This window comes from Flavobacterium sp. (genome assembly GCF_036741995.1).
In the GTDB taxonomy this organism is placed as follows: Bacteria; Bacteroidota; Bacteroidia; order Flavobacteriales; family Flavobacteriaceae; genus Flavobacterium.
Map to the genome: position 1 here is coordinate 1 of NZ_DAINRG010000094.1, position 3,024 is coordinate 3,024.

General features: G+C 39.5%; 3 protein-coding genes. All 3 read left to right on the plus strand.

All coding sequences use genetic code 11. From position 1 onward, the window contains the following. Positions 1-249, plus strand: a 249-nt coding sequence (locus tag V7D82_RS13550; protein ID WP_333601486.1) for a T9SS sorting signal type C domain-containing protein, incomplete at its 5' end; no start/stop codon positions are given. A gap of 242 nt (positions 250-491) precedes the next feature. Beyond that, positions 492-1,550: a hypothetical protein gene (locus tag V7D82_RS13555; protein WP_333601487.1), complete on the plus strand. Its 1,059-nt coding sequence runs from the start codon at positions 492-494 to the stop codon at positions 1,548-1,550. 2 nt (positions 1,551-1,552) lie between these two features. After that, positions 1,553-2,989, plus strand: a complete 1,437-nt coding sequence (locus V7D82_RS13560; RefSeq protein ID WP_333601488.1) for an MBOAT family O-acyltransferase — start codon at positions 1,553-1,555, stop codon at positions 2,987-2,989. Positions 2,990-3,024: the final 35 nt, after the last annotated feature.

The following is a 3,024-nucleotide window of genomic DNA, read 5'->3' on the forward strand; positions in this document are numbered from 1 at the left end:
ACAAATCCTGTGTTCAATTCCAATCAAGTGATTATTTATAAAAATCCTTCCAATGATTTTGTAATTAATACGGGTAATGCCATCATGTCTATTGTGAAAGTATTTGACATCAGAGGAAGATTGATTCAAGAGAAAAAAGCAATCAATGCCAATCATACAATTATCAATGTTGGTGACACCAATGAAGTATTATTAGTTCAAATCACATCGCAGGATGGAGTAGTAGTGACTAAAAAAGTAATCCGATAAGATTCCAATTAATTTAGGGTCCTACAAGCGACAGTGTTTATAAAGACACCGTCGCTTTTTTTATTACCTACTATTAAACTCCAACTTATTAACAAGAAAATAGTTCATAAAAAAAATAGTCAGGAAGTATCTCACAAGATTAATTGTCTAAATTTGAGAGCAATAGCAATAAAATTTGTAAAAATCAATTCCCCGCTTGATTGGATTTTATACTAAAGTATCTCTAACCAATCTTTATTTTTATGAACGAAAAAACACTTTTCAAATCGGCTATGGTAACACTTGTTATTGTGGTTGGCGTTGTCCTGGGTTATGAATTGTATTTAAGAAATCAAGGCATTAAAGTTGATTACGATGACGGGCCGCCTTTATGGTCAGACAAACGCGCTAAGGTTTACGGGCCAACAGATAAAACGATTGTTTTTATAGGGTCTTCGCGCATTAAGTATGATTTAGACCGACCGACTTGGGAAAAACTTACCGATGTGCAGGCAGTGCAGCTAGCCATGGAAGGGACTTGTCCCAGACCGGCTTTAACCGATTTGGCTAATGATCCCAATTTTAAAGGCAAACTGGTGATTGATGTTACGGAAGGATTGTTTTTTAATATGGCTCCACCGTTTATGAAAACCGCCAATGAGAATATCAAATACTTCTACGACCGCACGCCGGCACAACGCGCCAGTTTTGAACTGAACAAGCTAGTAGAATCCCAATTTGTTTTTTTGGATAAAGATTATTTGTCTACTAATGCAAGACTCGATGCGTTGCAACTCAAAAGCCGTCCGGGTGTTTTTATGATGCCTACTTTTCCGATGGCTTTTAAGCGGAATACGTTTGACCGCCAGGCTTATATGACCGATGGTTTTGTGGCTAATGAAGCCGAACGCAATCAGGTGAAAGGGATTTGGGCCTTTTTTGCCAAGATGGCGATGAGTGCTCCGCCTATGCCACCACAAGCTTTTGAGGGTATTTTCAAATCGGTGAAAGCTGATGTTGATAAGATTAAGGCCAGGGGAGGCGAAGTGGTTTTTGTACGAACTCCTTCCAGTGGTCCTTATCTGCAAGGTGAGAATATGGGTTTTCCACGAGAGAAATTTTGGAACCGTCTTTTAGCTGAAACCAAATGTCCGGGGATTCATTTTATGGATTATCCGGCTATCAATCATTTTGACTGTCCCGAGTTTTCACATTTAAAACAGTCTGATGCGGCTTTGTTTACCAAAGCGTTTTTCCGTTTGTTGAGCCAACAGCCCGGATTTACTTTTCTGCAAAATACCTCTAACCCTAAAAAAGTATAATCATGGTATTCAATTCTTATACATTCGTCGCCTTTTTTATACTGATTTTATTCCTGCACAATTTACCATTGTCGTGGAGAGCTAAAAAAGTAAACCTTTTACTGGCCAGTTATATATTCTATGCCGCCTGGAACCCGCCTTTTATCTTATTGCTTTGGCTTTCTACGGTAGTCGATTTCTTTGTGGGTAGAGCTTTGTACACTCAGGAAAATCCACATAAAAAGAAACTGCTTTTAGTCATCAGTCTGATTGGAAATTTGGGAATGCTTTGCTTTTTCAAATACGGCACTTTTCTACTCGATAATTTTGTGTCGTTAAGCCATGTAATTGGTTTCGATTTCCATCCGGCTAAGCCGAATATTATTCTTCCGGCTGGAATTTCGTTTTATACTTTCACTACGTTGTGTTATACTATCGATATGTACAAAAAGCGAAGCGAACCGGTAAAATCAATGCTGGATTTCTCTTTGTTCGTAACCTTCTTTCCGCACTTAGTAGCCGGGCCGATTGTTAGACCACCGCAATTGGTACCACAATTTGAAACCCCTAGAACAGCTTCGCGCAGGCAATTGATGGATGGATTATTGTTACTCACATTAGGTTTGTTTATGAAAGTGGTTTTGGCCGACAGTATGCTTTCCGAAACCGCCGATACTGTTTTTGATTCGCAGGATGTAGTACCAATGTTAGATGCCTGGATAGGAGTGTTAGCGTTCTCCGGACAGATATTTTTAGACTTTGCCGGTTATTCCACTTGTGCTATTGGGGTAGCGCTGTGTTTGGGTTTTGTGTTGCCACAGAATTTTAACTATCCCTATGCCGCGATTGGGTTTTCTGATTTTTGGAGACGTTGGCACATTACTTTATCGAGTTGGTTAAGAGACTATTTATACATTCCGTTAGGCGGAAACCGTCACGGGAGAATAAGAACCTATTTTGCGTTAATGATGACAATGCTACTAGGTGGCTTGTGGCATGGCGCCAATTGGACTTTTGTAGCTTGGGGTGGATTGCATGGTATTTATCTTTGGGTAGAGAAATATTTCAAAGACCGCAAAAAGATTGATAATCCGGAAGGAATAGTAGATGAGAACAGTCAGTGGATTGGTTTTCTATATGCTTTCCTTACGTTTATGCTGGTTAATATTACGTGGGTGTTTTTCCGCTCGAATACCTTTGGGAAATCCTGGCAAATGCTCTGCGCGATGTCGGGTTATATCAGTAGTGATAAAGCTTTGCTAACCACTTTGGCTATATTAAAAGTTGCTGTTATCATTCCTTTGATTTTAATCTGTCATTGGGTAATGCGCAATACCAAAGTGTTGGATGTGGCTCATAAAGTGTCTTGGTTTTGGCTGAGCCTTTTTTGGTCATTCCTGCTTTTGGCGCTGATTTTTGCACAGGAAAGCGGCAGTTCGTTCATTTATTTTCAATTTTGAGTTAGGTATAAATTGAAAACAAAAAGAGACGCTCC

Bases quoted from the DNA above. Each gene is read 5' to 3' on its own strand.
- V7D82_RS13560 (WP_333601488.1), top strand. From the start codon at position 1,553: ATGGTATTCAATTCTTATACATTCGTCGCCTTTTTTATACTGATTTTA.
- V7D82_RS13555 (WP_333601487.1), top strand. From the start codon at position 492: ATGAACGAAAAAACACTTTTCAAATCGGCTATGGTAACACTTGTTATT.